This window comes from Altererythrobacter litoralis, assembly GCF_036324225.1.
Lineage (GTDB): Bacteria > Pseudomonadota > Alphaproteobacteria > Sphingomonadales > Sphingomonadaceae > Erythrobacter > Erythrobacter litoralis_A.
Window position 1 is genome coordinate 42,787 of sequence record NZ_JAZDQV010000002.1, and the last position, 17,169, is coordinate 59,955.

Annotated in this window: 12 protein-coding genes; 4 read left to right on the forward strand and 8 right to left on the reverse strand. The window is 65.2% G+C overall.

Annotated features, from left to right (window positions below):
• Nucleotides 1-27: 27 nt before the first annotated feature.
• Nucleotides 28-1,311: an ABC transporter permease gene (locus VRS74_RS02125; RefSeq protein ID WP_354143592.1), complete on the reverse strand. Its 1,284-nt coding sequence runs from the start codon at nucleotides 1,309-1,311 to the stop codon at nucleotides 28-30.
• Nucleotides 1,308-2,303, reverse strand: coding sequence for an ABC transporter ATP-binding protein (locus tag VRS74_RS02130; protein ID WP_354143879.1), 996 nt, complete (start codon nucleotides 2,301-2,303; stop codon nucleotides 1,308-1,310). Before VRS74_RS02130 ends, VRS74_RS02125 begins: the two co-directional genes overlap by 4 nt.
• A gap of 65 nt (nucleotides 2,304-2,368) precedes the next feature.
• Between VRS74_RS02130 and queG the strand changes: the two genes are divergently transcribed.
• Nucleotides 2,369-3,430: a tRNA epoxyqueuosine(34) reductase QueG gene (queG, locus tag VRS74_RS02135; protein WP_354143593.1), complete on the forward strand. Its 1,062-nt coding sequence runs from the start codon at nucleotides 2,369-2,371 to the stop codon at nucleotides 3,428-3,430.
• Here the strand turns inward: queG and VRS74_RS02140 are convergent.
• From VRS74_RS02140 to VRS74_RS02160, 5 genes are all read right to left on the reverse strand, one after another.
• Entirely contained in the window at nucleotides 3,414-4,643 is a 1,230-nt protein-coding gene (locus VRS74_RS02140) for an NAD(P)/FAD-dependent oxidoreductase (protein WP_354143594.1), read from the reverse strand. The two genes, queG and VRS74_RS02140, sit on opposite strands and share 17 nt — an antisense overlap.
• Nucleotides 4,644-4,700: 57 nt before the next feature.
• Nucleotides 4,701-9,413: an NAD-glutamate dehydrogenase gene (locus VRS74_RS02145; RefSeq protein WP_354143595.1), complete on the reverse strand. Its 4,713-nt coding sequence runs from the start codon at nucleotides 9,411-9,413 to the stop codon at nucleotides 4,701-4,703.
• A gap of 180 nt (nucleotides 9,414-9,593) precedes the next feature.
• Nucleotides 9,594-10,577, reverse strand: coding sequence for an LLM class flavin-dependent oxidoreductase (locus tag VRS74_RS02150; RefSeq protein WP_354143596.1), 984 nt, complete (start codon nucleotides 10,575-10,577; stop codon nucleotides 9,594-9,596).
• On the reverse strand, nucleotides 10,574-11,428 hold the full coding sequence (locus tag VRS74_RS02155; RefSeq protein WP_354143597.1) for a tetratricopeptide repeat protein: 855 nt from the start codon (nucleotides 11,426-11,428) through the stop codon (nucleotides 10,574-10,576). The genes VRS74_RS02150 and VRS74_RS02155 overlap by 4 nt, the downstream gene beginning before the upstream one ends.
• A gap of 12 nt (nucleotides 11,429-11,440) precedes the next feature.
• Complete coding sequence (locus VRS74_RS02160; protein ID WP_354143598.1) at nucleotides 11,441-12,175, reverse strand: alpha/beta fold hydrolase; 735 nt, start codon at nucleotides 12,173-12,175, stop codon at nucleotides 11,441-11,443.
• Between the two features lie 95 nt (nucleotides 12,176-12,270).
• Here VRS74_RS02160 and VRS74_RS02165 point away from each other — a divergent pair, with 95 nt between their 5' ends.
• From VRS74_RS02165 to VRS74_RS02175, 3 genes are all read left to right on the forward strand, one after another.
• Nucleotides 12,271-13,935 (forward strand): alkaline phosphatase D family protein, encoded by a 1,665-nt coding sequence (locus VRS74_RS02165; RefSeq protein ID WP_354143599.1) that lies wholly within the window; start codon nucleotides 12,271-12,273, stop codon nucleotides 13,933-13,935.
• A gap of 314 nt (nucleotides 13,936-14,249) precedes the next feature.
• Nucleotides 14,250-16,253, forward strand: coding sequence for a threonine--tRNA ligase (gene thrS / locus VRS74_RS02170; protein ID WP_354143600.1), 2,004 nt, complete (start codon nucleotides 14,250-14,252; stop codon nucleotides 16,251-16,253).
• Nucleotides 16,254-16,260: 7 nt separating this feature from the next.
• Nucleotides 16,261-17,004 carry a TSUP family transporter gene (locus VRS74_RS02175; protein WP_354143601.1) on the forward strand — a complete coding sequence of 248 codons (744 nt, stop codon included), beginning with the start codon at nucleotides 16,261-16,263 and terminating at the stop codon, nucleotides 17,002-17,004.
• Nucleotides 17,005-17,008: 4 nt separating this feature from the next.
• Here the strand turns inward: VRS74_RS02175 and VRS74_RS02180 are convergent, their stop codons facing one another.
• Entirely contained in the window at nucleotides 17,009-17,149 is a 141-nt protein-coding gene (locus VRS74_RS02180; protein ID WP_354143602.1) for a hypothetical protein, read from the reverse strand.
• Nucleotides 17,150-17,169 lie beyond the last annotated feature (20 nt).

The following is a 17,169-nucleotide window of genomic DNA, read 5'->3' on the forward strand; positions in this document are numbered from 1 at the left end:
TGTCAATAGTGAGTTGCGATTCGGAACCTATTTTGCGGCATCGGCCGCTCGCTTCCCGAATGCGAAGCGGCGCCGGGCCGGCTTGTCGCGCCCCGCAGCGCCCGATTTCATCACGCGGCGGCGGAACAGGGTCGAGCCGCCCTTGACGATCAGCGCCACCATCAGCCCTTGCCAGGCAAGCGCCGCGGCATGGACCCACAACGTCTCCTGCAGCGCCGCACGCGCAAGCATGGCGAAAGGGGAGCTAAGCGGGAAGACGATGGCCAGCATCTCCAGCGCCGAACCGGGCTGAGTGATCACATAGGCAGCAAGGAAAAACACCATCAGCTGCATCATGGTGACCGGCATCGACAGAGTCTGGACCTCGCGCACCGTCGCCGCCATTGCCCCGATGGTCAGGAACAGCACCCCGAGCAGCAGATAGGCCATCGCGAAATAGAGCACGCCCAGCAGGACGAACATTGGCCAGCCAACCGCGGGCGCAGGCAGATTGGCGGGGTTGAAGCCGGTCGCGGCGGTGATCGCGTCTCCTCCTACGCTCCACAGGCCGAAGCCGACCGCACCCCATACGCCGATCCCGACCAGCGAGACCGCCAGCATGGCGAAGAGCTTGCCCAGGAACACCGCATCCATCGGGATCGCGGCGGCAAGGATTTCGATGATCTTGTTGGCCTTTTCCTCGACGAGGTTCGACAGAACCATGCCGGCCAGCAGCATGGTGAGCAGGAACAGCATCATCTGGGCAGCCTGCGCGGTGCGAATCCGGTCGCTCCGCACCGCCACTGCGGTCGTGGTAACCAGCTGCGATTTTACCGTCGGCAGGCTGGCGGGTTCGGGTGCGGCGGCATTGGCAGCAAGCAGCGCTACCGGCCCTTCCCAGCGCGCGACCTGCCCGGGCGTGCCGAAAAGTTCCGGCTCGTCGAGCGAACCCGCGACGATGGCGGCGTAATTGCCGCGCTTTTCCTGCAGGAATGCGCGCGCGTCGAAATCCGGATCTCCTCGCGCAGTTTCGATCTCGACCAGGTCGGGCAAGGCCCCGCCCAACTGCGGACGGAGGTGGGCCCTTGCTGCAAGCATGGCGGCGTTATCCTCGGCGCTCATGGCTAGGCCGACTTCGCTGCTCATCGCTTCGCGCTGCACTTGCCCGCCGATTCCGCCAGCGAGCCCGCCCACGATCACCGGGAACAGCGGCCCGAGCAGGAAGAAGAAGAACGCCCGGCTGAACAGCACCGCCACGAAATCGCGGCGTGCGATTACCCAGGCGGCTTGCAGCGCGGACAGGCGCGACTTTGGGTGTGTGGCGTCGCTCATCGGCGCCCTCCTGCCAGATCGGCGGTCGATTCTTCTTCGAGTGCACGCGCTGCCGCTTCGCCCGCGATGTGCACGAACGCGTCGTGCAGTCCGGCGCGTTCGATCGAAAGCGACAATATGCCCGCATTGCCTTCGATCAGCTGGCGCAGCAGCGGCTCGATCCCGCTTTCGGGCAGTGCGAACATGAAGAAATCGCCTTCGCGGCGGGCTTCCGACGGAAGCGCATTCAGCCAGGCGCCTTCGCGGGCCCGAGTTTCCAGCCGCACCTGCGCCGGGATCCGGTCGCGCGCCGCTTCGACCGAACCGGCATAGGGCACCTTGCCCCCGGCAATGATCGCCACGCCTTCGCACAGCCGCTCCGCATGGTGAATCACATGGGTCGAGAAGATTACCGTCACCCCGTCCTCGGCCAGGGCGCGGATCATTCGCTCGAGCTTGCCCTGGTTGATCGCGTCGAGCCCGCTGAATGGCTCGTCGAGCACTACCAGCCGTGGCTGGTGTACCAGCGTACCGAGCAGCTGGACGGTCTGCGCCATGCCTTTCGACAGCTGGCGGATCTGGCGCTCGGCAGCATGGCCAAGCTCGTGCCGTTCGAGCAGCTCGCGGCCGCGCTGGCGCCCTTCGGCCAGCGGCAAGCCGCGCAGCGCGCCCATGAAGGCGATTGCGTCGATCGCCTTCATTGAGGGATAGAGCCCGCGCTCCTCGGGCAGATAGCCGATCATGCGCGCAATATCGTGCGGCCGGTCATGCCCGAACACGCGGCGCACCCCTTCGTCGGGGTCGATGATGCCCAGCAGCATGCGCAGGGTCGTGGTCTTGCCCGCGCCATTCGGGCCCAGAACGCCATAGATCGCGCCTTCGGGCACTGAGATGTCGACCCCGTCCACCGCCACCGTGCCGTCGAACCGCTTCACCAGCCCGCGCGCCTCGATCGCCAGCGGACGCGCCGCATCGGCACGATTGCCCAGCTCTGCCTGATCGCCTACCGCCATGTCGCCAAACGCATTGTCCATTGAGCCCTGTTAACTGTGAGGGCTAAACGGGAGCAACCCCAAGCGTGGTTAACGCCGCAACAAATGCCGATCTGACGGAAAGGTTGAAGGCGGAAGCCAGAGCACTCGGCTTCGCGGCGATCGGCATTGCCCCGGCCCGCGACGATCCGCTTGCCGCACGCCGGCTTGACGAGTGGCTGGGCGAAGGCTTCCACGGCACGATGGAGTGGATGGAAAGCCGGCCGGATGTTCGGCGCGGGCCGCAATCGCTCTGGCCCGAAGCCAAAAGCGTGATTGCCTTGGGCATGAGCTATGCCCCTGCCGATGACCCCCTGGCGCTCGAAGCCCATCCGGAAAAAGCGCGCATATCGGTCTATGCGCGGGGGAAAGACTATCACGACACCGTAAAGAAGCGGCTCAAGGCGCTGGCGCGCTGGCTGGTGGATCAAGCGCCCGGCTCCGAGCTCAAGGTCTTCGTCGACACCGCGCCGGTGATGGAAAAGCCGCTGGGGCAGGCGGCGGGCCTCGGCTGGCAAGGCAAGCATACCAATCTGGTCAGCCGCACCCATGGCAGCTGGCTGTTCCTGGGGGCGATCTACACCACGCTCGAACTGGAAGCCGATGCGCCGCATGGCGACCGTTGCGGCTCCTGCAACGCCTGCCAGATGGCGTGCCCCACAGCGGCATTTCCCGCGCCTTACCGGCTAGATGCGCGGCGCTGCATTTCCTACCTCACGATCGAGCACAAGGGGCCGATTCCGGAAGAATTCAGGGCCGCACTGGGCAATCGCATCTATGGCTGCGACGATTGCCTCAGCGTTTGCCCGTGGAACAAGTTCGCTTCGACGGCGCATGCCCACCGCGATTTCCTGCCGCGCGCGGAACTTGTCGCGCCGCGGCTTGCCGACTTCCTGGCCTTCGACGATGCGGGCTTTCGTGCGTTTTTCTCGGGCTCGCCGATCAAGCGGATCGGGCGCAATCGCTTCGTCCGCAATTGCCTCTATGCGGCGGGGAACAGCGCCGACCCTGCGCTGTTGGCGCAGGTGGAACCCTTGCTGGACGATCCCGATCCGGTGGTGGCGGAGGCCGCCGGTTGGGCCGCCGAGAGGCTCAGAGCAGTTCCTTGAGCTGAGCTTCGGGGTCCGCCAACAAAGCCAGATCGACTTCGCGCACATCGCTTTCGATCAGCTTGCGGCCCTGGACGTAATCCCTGGTGTTGTTGACGCAGTCGAAGGCGATCGGGCGGCCTTCCTTGAGATAGACCACACTGAACTTCCGCTCCGCCGGATCGCCGCGGACGATTGTCTGGTCATGGTCGATCGACAGGCCGGCGGTCTGCAGCTTGAGGTCGTACTGGTTCGACCAGAACCATGGCAACGCATGATAGGGCTGCTTGTCGCCCATGATCGCACGCGCGACGGTGTTCGCCATGTCATTGGCGTTCTGCACCGATTCCAGCCGGATCACGGCCTGGTCGGCAAAGGGATTGGCGTGCGCGGCACAGTCCCCGATGGCGAAAACGTCATCGAGCGTAGTGCGGCAATACATGTCGACGTCGACCCCGTTCGATCCCGCGGCACCGGCGGCGATCAGCGGGCCGACCGCCGGAACGATGCCGATCCCCACAATCACCGCATCGCAGGGGATCGTCTCGCCGCTGCCGATGCGGACTCCCGTGACATGGCCATCCTCGCCCTCGATCGCTTCGACCATGGCCCCCAGCCGCAGGTCGACGCCATGCGCGCGGTGTTCGCCTTCGATGAAGCGCGACAGTTCTTCGCCCGCAACCCTTGCGAGCACGCGCGGCAGGGCTTCGAGCAGCGTCACTTCGCAGTCGAGCTTGCGCAGCACGGCAGCCGCTTCCAGCCCGATATAGCCGCCGCCGATCACCACGAAGCGTTTCGCGCCGCCTTCAAGCTGCGCCATGATCGCATCGACATCGCGCTTGTCGCGAACTGCATGCACGCCTTTAAGGGTCGCTCCGGCGCAGGAAAGGCGGCGCGGGTCGCCCCCGCCAGCCCAGATCAACTTGCGGTAGCCGATCCGCGACCCGTCGCTGAGCCCGATTTCATGCGCCGCCGGGTCGATTTCGGTGACCGCGTGACCCAACCTCAGCTCGATGTTCTTGTCCGCCCAGAACTGCGCCGGGCGGATTATGATCCGCTCGAACGGTTTCTCCCCGGCAAGGTATTCCTTGGAGAGCGGCGGGCGCTCGTAAGGCGCCTCGGAATCGCGCCCCACCATGATGATCGTTCCATCATGCCCCTGCTGGCGCAGCGCGATCGCCGCCTGCGCTGCACCGTGGCCCGTACCCACGATTACGACGTCTGCTTTATCCATGGCGACACTGGCTCGCTGCAAAAGCCCGCGCCGTCAAGTCTGCGATGTGGCGCGCGGTCAGCGGTCGAGCAGGTTGCGTGCCTGGATCGAGATCTGCGCCAGTACCGCCGGAGCCACCGGCGTGTGCAATTGCGCCCGTCCGATCATCGAACGGAATTGCGACACGGACGACTCATGCTGTTCGAGCCATTGCTGCACCGCAGCCGCCGGGCCGGCCTTGCGATTGGCCCGCCGCCGCAGGAAATCGAGCCGCATGTGCTGGAAATCACGCGCCAGCCCGTTGACCAGCAGGCGCTCCCACGGATCGGACGGGGCCATGTCTTCGGCGGTCTGCTGCGCCCAGTCGAGCCCCAGCCTGGCGCCGAGTTCGATAAAGGCATGCGTCAGCACATGCGGCGCGATGCCGCTGTCGCGCGCCAGCCCGGCGAGGCCGATCGAGCCGTCGATCTCGAACAGGTGGACCACCTTGTTCGCAAGCGTGCGCGGCGAACCAAGGTCGACGAAATGCTCGCACGACTGCGCCGAGCGCTTGCGGATCGCAGGCGAGAGCAATTGCTCCGAATGCTGTTCAAGCAAGGCCATGCCCTTGCCCAGCGCCTTGACCTGTTCGCTGGGAGCTACACTCGCGCTGCTATGGCGAATAAGGTCTGCCATATGCGAACTCATCGCGGCGGCGGCGCGTTCGAGCAGCGTCAGTCGTGCGGTTTCGGACATGTCGGCGCGTTCGATCGCCGGCCAGATCTCTCCAAGGCCAAGCAGGTCTTCGACCGCCACAAAGGCAGACGCGACCTGCGCCAGGCTTACGCCTTCCTCCTCGGCCAGTTCGAACGGGTGGATCAGCCCCATGCGGTTGACGATGCGATTGGCCAGCTTGGTTGCGATCAATTCATTGCGCAGCCGGTGGCTGAGGATTTCCTTGCGGTAGGAATGCTGGAGAGCTTGCGGGAAAGCGCCGATCAGGAGCGGCTCCAGTGCCTTGTCGCGCACCAGTTCGCTCTGCTCGATCGCATCCTGCAGCACCAGTTTCGCCGAGGACAGCAGGATCGCCAGCTCGGGGCGAGTCAGCCCCTTTCCTTCGCTCGCGCGGCGCGAGAAGGTTTCGTGATCGGCCAGCCCTTCGGTCTTGCGATCGAGCGCGCCCATCTCCTCGAGCTTCTCGATCAGACGGACGTGCGAGGCGGTTGCCTGCACCCCGCCCATTTCGGCGATCGACAGCGCCAGCGCTTGCAGCCGGTTGTCTTCGAGCACGATCGCCGCGACCTCGTCGGTCATGTCTTCGAGCAGCTTGTTGCGCTTCTTCGGCGTCAGCTTCCCGGCCTGTTCGGCGGCAGCCAGCGCGATCTTGATGTTGACTTCATTGTCCGAGCAATCGACGCCTGCCGAATTGTCGATGAAGTCGGTATTGATGCGCCCGCCCTTTAGCGAGAAGGCGATGCGGCCTGCCTGCGTCACGCCGAGGTTCGCGCCTTCGCCGATCACCCGTGCGCGCAGCTGCCCCGCATCGACCCGCAGCGCGTCATTGGCCGGATCGCCGACCTGGACATTGTTTTCGCTTTCGGCCTTGATGTAGGTGCCGATGCCGCCGAACCAGATCAGGTCCACCGGGCTCTTCAGGATCGCATTGATCAGCGCATCGGGATCGAGCTCGGTCGCTTCGATATCGAGTGCCTCGCGCGCCTGTTTCGACAGCTTGATGCTCTTGGCGCTGCGCGGATAGACCCCGCCGCCTTTCGAGATCAGTTCAGCCTTGTAGTCTTCCCAGCTCGAAGCCGGCAGGTCGTAAAGCCGCTGGCGTTCCTTCCAGCTCTTCGCCGGATCCGGATCGGGATCGATGAAGATGTGGCGGTGGTCGAATGCGGCCACCAGCTTGATTGCCTTCGACAGCAGCATGCCGTTGCCGAACACGTCGCCCGACATGTCGCCGCAGCCGACCACGCGGACCGGATCGCGCTGCACGTCGACGCCCATTTCGAGGAAGTGGCGTTGCACCGACACCCACGCGCCCTTGGCGGTGATGCCCATCGCCTTGTGGTCGTAGCCGTTCGAGCCGCCGCTGGCGAAAGCGTCGCCCAGCCAGAAATTACGCGATTGCGCGATGCCGTTGGCGACATCCGAAAAGCGTGCGGTGCCCTTGTCGGCCGCGACCACGAAATAGGGGTCTTCGCCGTCGAGCACTTGAACGCGCTCGGGGTGCACGACGTTGCCGCGCACCAGATTGTCGGTGACCGACAGCAGCGTACGGATGAACACTTCGTAGCTGGCCTGGCCTTCAGCGGCCCAGCCCGCCCGGTCCTTTTGCGGCGAAGGCAGCAGCTTGGGATAGAAGCCGCCCTTCGCGCCCGAAGGCACGATCACGGCGTTCTTGACCTTCTGCGCCTTCAACAGCCCTAGGATTTCGGTGCGGAAGTCGTCGCGCCGGTCGGACCAGCGCAGGCCGCCGCGGGCAATCGGGCCGGCCCGCAAATGGATGCCTTCGACTCGCCGCGAATAGACCCAGATCTCGCGCCATGGCACGGGCTTGGGCAGGTTCGGGACGAGCGAGGAATCGATCTTGAACGCCAGTGCCTCTTCGGCCGCGGGGGCGAAGGCATTGGTGCGCAGGATCGCTTCGACCAATGCATGGTACAACCGCAGCAACCGGTCGTCATTGATCGCATTGACCTTGGCAAGGCCACGGCGGATGCCATCGCGCGCGAATTGCGCGGCCTTTTCGCGGTCGGGTCCAAAATTGGGATCGTGGCGCGCGCGGAACAGCGCGATCATCTCCCGCGTCACTTGCGGGGCATGCGCCAGCGCATCAACCACAGTATAGATCGTGTAGCTGATCCCGGCCTGCCGCAAATAGCGATAGAAGGCACGCAGCCAGTCCGCCTCATGCGCGAACAGACCGGTGCCGATGACCAGCCGGTTGAACGGATCGTTCTCGTTCTCGCCGCTCAGTACGCCAGCGATCGCTTCCTCGATGATCGCTGAGCGCTCGAGCAACGCGTCACCGTCTTCGCCCTCGGGCAGGCCAAGCGTGAAGTCATGGATCGTGCCGAGCTCGCCACGGTCGAGCGAGGTCGGCACTTCGGTAAGCACGCGGAATCCGAAATTCTCGAGCGCGGGGACCGCATCGGACAGAGGAAGAGCGCCCTGCTGCTGGTACACCTTGAGCCGCAGCTGGCCTGACGGATCGCCGGGCAAGTGGCACAGCCGCGCGTCGCGCGTGCGCGTTTCGTTGGCGATCAGCCTGCGCAACCGGCAGATGTCGATCGCCGCTTCGACTGCACCATGCTCGGTCCGGTAGCTGACAGGGAATGCCGGCGCATAGCGCGCTGCGATCGCCGCGGCGCGCGAAGGATCGTCGATTTCGGCAAGGTGCTGTTCGACCGCTTCGCGCCAGCCGCGCAGCATGTCCTGCAGATGCGTTTCGAGCATAGCTTCGTCGAGCGGCGACGTCGAACCGCGAATGTCGAGCACGAAGCGCAGCATCGCCAGATTGCCGCCTTCGACCTCAAGGCTCCAGTCGAGCAGTTCGACGCCTTCGTGATGAGCCAGCATGCCTTCGATCTGCTGGCGAACCTGCGTCGAAACCATGTCGCGCGGGAACCATACGAAAGCGAACAAGTGGCGGGCCAGCGGCGCTTCGACCAGCGCCAGGCGCGGTCGCGGCCGATCGACCAGGCTCATCATGGTGGTGACGATGCGTTCTAGATCGGTAGGTTTGAAGCCGATCAGGAGGTCGTGCGGCAGCGCGGTGAAGGCATGCACCAATGCCTTGTCGGCATGGCCGCCCGCATGGAAACCGAGTTTGGTGCCGACTTCGCCCAGCGCATGGCGCAAATGCGGTATCTTGTCCGGCGGGCTGGCGAGCGCGGCGCTGGTCCACAATCCGGCGTGGACCGAAAGTGCCGTGATTTTTCCATTCTCGCGGATGGGCACGATTAAGAGGTCAAGCGGCACCCGGCGATGGACATTCGCCACGCGGTTGGACTTGACGATCAGAAGATCGCACAGCCTGCCGTCGCGGCGGCCCTGCTCGAACCAGGCGAAGGCGCGCTCAAAGGAATTGTCTGCCAGAAGTTCCTTTGCGCTCTTGCGGCATATGCCGAGCAGGTTGGAATTGCTGCCATCGCGCTTGCGAGTGAGATGGCCAAGCTGGGTAAGCATGCCCGAGTTGAACCATTCGAGCAGCGCGACGTTCTCCGGATCGGCCAGCTGCTCCTTGTCCTCGGCCATTGCTGCCTGCATCTTCCCCCAGTCCTGCACAGCGGCACGAACATCGGTGAGGGTGATGCGCAACCGCTTCTCAAGCTCGCGGCGCTGGCGCGCGTCGACCCGCTCGGTCTCGAGATAGATCATCGATTCGCGCGCTGCGCCTTCGGCGTCCTTGCCCTTGGGCAGCGCAACCAGCTTTCCGGACGCATCGCGCTCCACCGGGATCACCGGATGAACCAGACGGTCGATCGCAAGGCCTTGCGCCGAAATCGCGGCTGCAACCGAATCGACCAGGAAAGGCATGTCATCATTGATGACAGCGATCCGCAGGAAGCGCCGGTCACCCGCGATAGAGACCATCGACAGCGCCGAGCGTCCGGCCTCGCGCACGCTCGCGGCATCGAGTACGAATTGCGCCGCTCGCTTCAGCGATGTTGGCGAGAAGGGCGTGTCGCCGGGCAGGATCGAGTCGCGCATGCATCGCGCCAGTTCTGCCGCCATGGGTGAGTCGGGAGGCGCGGCGCTCGCCTTGGCAGTTTTCCCGGGAACACCACTGGTCTTCGAAGCCATCGTCCTGCTCCCCTGCGAGAGAAATTTTATTCTCTTCTCGTGTAGCAATCATGCGCCGATAGGCTCATGGCTGCGCACCCGCAAGCGACAAAATCGCCCTGCAGGCGTGCTCATCCGTACAACAGAATGGCCCGATCTGCATGGCCTTTCCCTTACGGCGCCGGCGCGAAGCGTGTGAGATCAGCGACGCATCGCCTCCATGGTCAGCTCGAGCGAGCGGATCCGCGCTGCGGGATCGAAAGTCGCACCCGAAACGATGATTTCGTCGGCCCCGGTGCGTTCGATGAAAGCCGCCACTTTCGCGCGCACGGTGCTGACGCTGCCAACTGCCGCAGCTTGCCCCAGATGGTCGAGCATCGCCTGCGCATTTGCAGGCAGGGCTTCGCGATATCCTTCGATCGGCGGCGGCAGCTTGCCGGGATTGCCGGTCCGCAAGCGCACGAAGCTCTGCTGCTGGCTGGTGGCGAGCAGTTCGGCCTCAGCATCGGTTTCCGCCGCAAAAACATTCATCGCCACCATCACATGCGGGCGATCGAGCTGTTGGGACGGCTGGAAATCGCGGCGATAGAGCGCCAGCGCGTCATCAAGCTGGTCGGGTGCGAAATGCGCCGCGAAAGCATAGGGCATCCCCAGCCGTGCCGCTAGCTGCGCGCCGAACAGGCTCGATCCGAGCATCCAGAATTCGACATTGGCGCCGTGCCCCGGGGTGGCATGGATCGGCAGTTCGACATCGCCGGTGATGAGTGCGCGCAGTTCCAGCACGTCCTGCGGGAACATCTCGGCGGCCTGGTGCAAATTCTTGCGCAGCGCGCGCTGCAGTTCCGGCCCGGCGCCAGGCGCGCGGCCCAGGCCCAGATCGATGCGGCCCGGAAACAGCGCGTCCAGCGTGCCGAACTGTTCGGCAATCTGGAACGGAGTATGATTGGGCAACATGATTCCGCCCGAACCGATCCGGATCGTGCTGGTGGCATTGCCGAGATGCGCCAGCACGACCGAGGTCGCGCCGCCCGCGATGCCGTCTATCGCATGGTGCTCGGCCACCCAGAACCGCTTGTAGCCGCAGCGCTCGGCCGCCTTTGCCAGCTCGGTCGCGGCTTGAAGGGCCTCGGCCACGGTGCCGCCTTCGCGTACGGGGACGAGGTCGAGTACCGAAAGCGCAGTCATGGCTGCGGTTCCTGCGCGGCGGGTGGCCCAAGCTGTTCGAGATAGCGCTTCGCAGTGCCGGCCTCCTCGCCTTGCGGGTCGATATCGATCACCGACTGCCAGCTTGTGCGCGCCGCCGCTTCGCGTCCCGACAGCATGGCGATCACGCCTGCCTCGAGCCCGATCGACGGGTCGAGCGGAGCGAGCCGCGCGGCCTCCTCGATCTGCGCCTGGGCTTCTTCGAGCAGGTCCATCCGGCGCAGCAGCGTGGCTGAAAGCAGCCGTGTCTCGCTGTCTTCGGGTTGCAATTGGCGTGCTTCGGCAAGGCTCGCTTCAGCGGCTTCGAGCTCGCCCGCGCCGACCAGTGCCCGCGCTCGGTCGAGCGCGATCAGCGCCTGCAAAGTACCGGCCTGGGCGGCGATGGCATCGGTGCGCGCGGCGCCGAGCAGGTCGAGTGCGCCCGCCATGTCGCCGGTTACCAGCGCGGCATTGCCCGCCATCGCGCCGAAGCGGGCGCGCAGCCGCGGATCGTCATCCGGGGTTTCCTGCCGGGCAGCGGTGAAAGCGGCGCGCGCCTCTTCCCAGCGGCCAAGCTCGGTCGAAGCCAGCCCCAGGCAGTGATTGGCGTAGACGCGCTCGTCGCCGGAAGTCGTGTCGCGGCGAATCTGCGCCTGCACATGCGCGCGTGCCGGATCTTCGTCCAGTTGAGCGAGGCATTGGCCGAGCCAGCTGGTTGGTTGCGGGGCATCGATCACCGACGAGGCGCGCGGCGGGCGATCCTGCACTTCGGCCGAATAGTCGGGAATCGCGCCCTGGGTCGGATCGAACCCGACTTGCATGAGCAGCGGCAACAGCACGGTGGTTAGGGGCATTGCGGGCATTTCCTAATCGAACAGGCTCCATGCCTGGCGCAGCAGCAAGGCGATGTCCTTGTCGCGCGACAGGCGGTGGTCGCCGTCCTTGACGAGCGTTACCTGTATATCGTCCGAACGGAGCGCCTGCGCCAGCCGCATGCTGATTTCCCACGGCACAACCTCGTCGCGCTGGCCGTGGAGTAGCCGCACCGGGCAATCGAGCGGAATCTCGCTGTCGAGCAGCAATTGGCCCTGCCCGTCGGCGAAGAAGCCCGGGTGCATCGGCGTGGGCTCGGGGCCATAGGGATTGTCGTCGAGCACGGTCTCGCCGACAGCCAGACGCTGTTTGTCGGCCTCGCTGCGCCCCCAATCGGTGAAGTCGGGCGCGGCGGCGATCCCGACCAGGCCGGCCAGCCTTTCGCCCAGTTTCTTGCCCGCGAGCAGCATGAGCCAGCCACCCATCGACGATCCGATCAGGACCACCGGGCCATCGACGATCGCACCGACCAGCTCCACAACCTCGTCGCGCCAGCGCGACAATGTGCCATCGGCAAAGTCCCCGTCGCTCGCGCCGCAGCCCGAATAATCGAGCAGCAGGCAGGCACGCCCTTCGCTGCGTGCCTTATCGAACACTGCGGTCGCCTTGCCGCCTTCCATGTCCGACATATAGCCGGGCAGGAACACCAGCGCGGGGCCGGTGCCGGGCGTGAAGCGATAGGCGATGCGGCGCCCATCGAGCATCGAGTGGAACTGGATGTCGTTCATGCCGCGCTTCATGCCCGCGCCCCTGGCTCCAGCGCAAGGGGCTGCGCGCTTGCGATTGTCATTGACGCGCCATTCCCGCGGCGTATCGCCATCCAATGATCAAGAATGACACCCCCGCTTCGCCTATGCTTCCCGCCGCACAACTCACCCGGCGCAATCTGTTCAGGCTCGGCGGGCTGGCAGCTGCAAGCGCTGCTGCGCCGCTCGCCGCGCAGAGTTTCGGCACGGGTTTCACCCATGGCGTCGCCAGCGGCGAGCCCGGTCCGGACAAGGTGCTGCTGTGGACCCGCTATGTCGGTCAGCAGGACGTGGCGCTCGAATGGCAAGTCAGCGAGGATGCCGATTTCGCCAATGTGGTGGCAGAAGGCAGTGCGCTGGCCCGAGCTGAGAGCGACTGGTGCGCAAAGTCCTGGGCTGACAGCCTCCGCAGCGGGCAATGGTATTATTACCGCTTCATCGCGGCGGATGGGTCGATGTCCGACGTCGGCCGCACCCGCACTCTGCCCGAAGGCAAGCTCGATCGCTTCCGCATGGCCGTGTTCTCCTGCTCGAATTACGGATTCGGCTGGTTCAACGCCTATGCCCACGCCGCCGAAGCGAACGATGTCGAGCTGGCGCTGCACCTCGGCGACTATATCTACGAATATGGGCGCGGCACCTATCCGTCCGCGCAGGAAGCGCACCCGGACCGATTGCTCTGGCCCGAAGGCGAGATCGTTGCGCTGGCGGACTACCGGCTGCGCTACGCCACCTATCGCAGCGATCCCGATCTGCGGCGCATCCACCAGTCGCTGCCGATGATCTGCATCTGGGACGATCACGAAACCGCCAATGACAGCTGGAAGGATGGCGCGCAGAATCACCAGAGCGACATTGAAGGCGATTGGGAAATGCGCAAGGCCGCCGCCAAGCGCGCCTGGCGCGAGTGGCTGCCGGTGTCCGACGAGACCTATACGCAATATGAGGTGGGCGATCTCGCCACTCTGTTCCGGCTCGATACGCGGCTGGAAGGGCGCGAGCAGCAGTTCGATCTTGGCGCTGTCGTTGCCGGTGCAAGGTCGCCCGAACAGGTGGCGGCAGCGCTGACGGCGTTTCGCGACGGCCCCTATGGCGATCCCAAGCGGCAATTGCTCGGCGCGGCGCAGGAGGCATGGCTGGGTGAAGGGCTCAAGGCGTCGCGCGGCGCGGGCAAGCAATGGCAGGTGCTGGTCCAGCAAGTGCTGATGGGCCCGCTGTTGAGCCCGCCGGGCCTCGCCGAAGGGCTTGGCGATGGCGTGCCCGACTATGCCCGCCGCCGGGTGGCGCTCGCGGGGCTTGCCAGCAAGGTGGGCCTACCCTCCAACATGGATGCGTGGGACGGCTATCCGGCGGCGCGGGAGCGGCTGCTTGAAGCTTCGCTCGCCGCAGACGCGAATTTGGTAGTGCTCGCTGGCGATACACATAATGCCTGGGCCTTCGAGCTTGAACATGACGGCACGAAAGCGGGCGTCGAGTTCGGCGTGCAGTCGGTTGCCTCACCGGGCCTCGAAAGCTCGCTGCCCATGCTGAAGCCGGATGATTTCGCGAAAATGGTCGTTGCCGCGAGCCCGCAGCTCAAATGGGCGGACACTTCGCAGCGTGGCTATATGGTGCTCGAATTGACGCCCGGGGCTGCGAGCAACGAGTTTCGCTTTGTGGACACTATCCGCCAGCGCTCCACGCGGCTTGCGGGAACGCATCGCATGGTGAGCAATGCCGGCTCGCAGTCCTTTTCTGGCTAGCTTTCCAGCGGGAGGCGAAAGCAACAAGGGTCGGTTGCCGAAGTAAGTGACTCGCAACCATTACCCTGCTAATGGGCGCGCATGGCCAAGCTGCTGACCACTACAGTGACCACTACCACCTCGGATGCCCGGGGGCGGATGGTCGCGCGTTAATCGCAGATCCCGCCACCCGGTTTCGGGTGGCCTGGGTGTCAGCCTCCCGAAAATTTGCAAATTGACCGACACCGCTCTTCAAGCGCGCGCGCCTCTGTGCCATGGCGCCGCCAAGTGCGAGCCGCAACAAGCGCCGCGCGACAAGGAAACGGACGAGTTCGATGACGGAAATGCTCAAGATCAGCCTGCCCGATGGTTCGGTGCGCGAAATGGAACGGGGTTCGACCCCGGCGGACGTCGCGGCTGCGATCGGCCCAGGCCTGGCCAAGGCGGCGCTGGCAGCGCGCGTGAACGGCGAAGTGCGCGATATCGGCCGTCCCTTCGATGGCGATGCCGAGCTGGCGCTGATCACCGCGCGCGACGAGGCCGATGCGCTCGAGCTGGTTCGCCACGACTATGCCCATGTGCTCGCCGAAGCGGTGCAGGCGCTGTGGCCCGGTACGCAGATCACCTTCGGCCCGGCGACCGACGACGGTTTCTATTATGACGTGATGGCGCCCGCCAGCCGCGATCCCTTCTCGATGGATGACCTGCCCGCGATCGAGGAAAAGATGCGCGAGATCATCCGCGCCGACAAGCCGCTGCGCCGCGAAGTGTGGAGCCGGGAAGACCTGATCGCCAAGTGGAAGGCAGATGGCGAAAGCTTCAAGGCCGAATGGGCCGCCGAACTTCCCGAAGGCGAGGAACTGACGGTCTATTGGTCGGGTGACGACTGGCTCGACATGTGCCGCGGCCCGCACCTCGCCAGCACCGGCAAGCTCGATCCGCAGGCCTTTAAGCTGATGCGTGTCGCGGGCGCCTATTGGCGCGGCGACCAGCGCAATGCGCAGCTCACGCGCATCTACGGCACCGGCTGGCTCAACAAGAAGCAACTCGACGAGCATCTGACGCGCCTTGAAGAGGCCGCCAAGCGCGACCACCGCAAGCTAGGCCGCGAGATGGACCTGTTCCATTTGCAGGAAGAGGCGCACGGCTCGGTCTTCTGGCACCCGCATGGCTACAAGGTGTGGCGCGCGCTCGAAGCCTATATGCGCCGCGCGATCGACGCCGCCGGCTACCAGGAGGTCAAGACGCCTCAGGTGATGGACGCGCGCCAGTGGGAACAGTCCGGCCACTGGGGCAAATATCGCGAGAACATGTTCGTCATCCCCGATGAAGTGCCCAATACCGAGGATGAAGGCCCGCTGGTGTCGGACGACGCCGAGTGGATGGCGCTCAAGCCGATGAACTGCCCGGCACATGTGCTGATCTTCCGCCAGGGCATCAAGAGCTATCGCGACCTGCCGCTGCGCCTCTATGAAAACGGCTGCTGCCACCGCAACGAGCCGCATGGCGCGCTGCATGGGCTGATGCGCGTGCGCCAGTTCACGCAGGACGATGCGCATATCTTCTGCCGCGAGGACCAGATCGTCGAAGAAGTGCGCAAGTTCTGCGAACTCGCCGACCGGATCTACAAGGACTTCGGCTTTACCTACCAGATCAAGCTCGCGCTGCGCCCTGACCAGCGTTACGGCTCGGACGCGGATTGGGACAAGGCCGAAGCCGAGCTGCGCCAGGCGGTGATCGACGCCGGGTTGGCGACCGAAGAGTATGGCTGGGAAGAACTGCCGGGCGAAGGCGCCTTTTATGCGCCCAAGCTCGAATGGCACCTGACCGACGCGATCGGCCGCACCTGGCAGGTCGGCACCATCCAGTCCGACCGCGTGCTGCCCGAACGGCTCGATGCAAGCTATGTCGGCGAAGATGGCGAGCGCCACCGCCCGGTGATGCTGCACCGCGCGATCTTCGGTTCCTACGAACGCTTCATCGGCATTTTGATCGAGCACTTCGCCGGGCGGTTGCCGGTGTGGCTTGCGCCGGTGCAAGCGGTGGTGGCGACGATCGTGTCCGATGCTGACGGCTATGCGAAGGACGTGGTGGCCAAGCTTGAAGCGTCCGGGATCCGCGTCGACAGCGACCTCAGGAACGAGAAGATCAACTACAAGGTGCGCGAGCACTCGCTCGCCAAGGTTCCGCACCTGCTGGTGGTGGGCAAGCGCGAGGCCGAGGAAGGCAGCGTTGCAGTGCGCACGCTCGGCGTCGAGCACCAGAAGGTGATGAGCCTCGATGACGCGATTGCCATGCTGACGGCGGCGGCGACGCCGCCGGACCTCGCGCAGGCCTGAACGCCGCTTGGAGCTGCTCAACGCCTATAGCACGGCGCAGCTCCTCGCCGGGCTGGGCGCCGCTTTCGGAGCCGCGGTGGTGCGCGGGCTTGCCGGCTTCGGCATGGCGATCCTGCTGGTGCCGGTGCTCGCGCTGGCGCTCGACCCCGTCCATGCAGTGCTGGTCGCCAATGCGCTGGGGGTGATGATCGGGCTGGTCGAATTGCGCCGCCTGATCGGCCATTCGGAACGGTCGGCTTGGATAATCGGTGGCTTCATCATGCTGGCGACGCCTGTCGGCTTGTGGCTGCTGGCGGCGACCGATCCGGCACTGGCGAGGCTGGTGATCGCAATGATAGCGCTGCTCGCCTTCGCGGCGATCTTCCTTCCGCGCAGGTCATCCACTGCGCCGGGGATGTTCGCGACAGCCGGCGTGGGGACCGTTGCGGGCTTGCTGACGGGTTTCGCCGGAATGCCGGGCCCGCCAGTCGTGCCCTATTATGTCGGGCGCGAGCTCCCGCGCGAGGTGGTGAAGGCCTCGATGCTGCTGGTTTTCACGATCGCGTCGGTGTCGGGCTCGCTAGCGGGCATTGCGCTGGGCCATTTCGACCTCAGCATCGCCTTGCTCGCGATTGTGCTGTTCCCGGCAATCCTGCTCGGCAACTGGCTGGGCGAAAAGGCGTCGGACGCGATCGGCGATGCGACCTGGCGTTTCCTGGTGGCTGTGATTCTGGGCGGCACGGCTATCGCCGCGCTTGCGCGCCTGTCCTGACGGGTCAGAAAGGAAGCGCGCGGTCGGCAGCGATGAGTGCCACGGCGCAAGTGCATACCAGCATGGAGCGGAGCACTTCGATCCGGGCCTCTGCGACCTTGTCCGCCAACCGGACCGCGCGCGTAAGGGTAATGACCTTGGACATGGCCAGAGTATGCGCGCCTG